Below are 382 nucleotides of genomic sequence, written 5' to 3'. Positions count from 1 at the left end.
CCCATCACGCGCGAAATCGCCGCCTCGATCTGCCATGCGGGCAAGCCGGCCATCGACGCGTCGCCCGGTTCGCCGGCACCCTGCCCGGCCACGACGCGTCGCACCGCGACGTCGCCCGTTGCACGATCGACATCGAGATCGACGACCCATGCGGACCAGCGGGCGTCGCCGTCGTGCATCGCGTTGGCCGTCGGCAGCGGGTTGCCGGAAGATGCTGCAGCGCCATCGAAAGCGAAGCCGCGCCCGCTCAGGCGCGCATGCGCACCGGGGTCGACCGCGGCCGGCGCGCCCCATGCAGCGCGCTCGCTGACCATCCGGATAATTTCGCGCGGCCCCGCGTCCCGCGCCGCATCGAGATGCTGCAGGCGCAACGCGACCGGGT

The 382-nt window shown here is 72.8% G+C and carries 1 pseudogene; it reads right to left on the bottom strand.

Going from position 1 to position 382, the window contains the following annotated elements:
* Window positions 1-382 (bottom strand): annotated as a pseudogene (locus G3O06_RS48720) (cytochrome C); the annotation flags it as partial.

Source organism: Burkholderia sp. Ac-20345 (assembly GCF_017104825.1).
GTDB classification, from domain to species: domain Bacteria; phylum Pseudomonadota; class Gammaproteobacteria; order Burkholderiales; family Burkholderiaceae; genus Burkholderia; species Burkholderia lata_B.
Note: the sequence above shows the minus strand (reverse complement) of the source record. Positions and strands in the feature narration are given on the sequence as shown.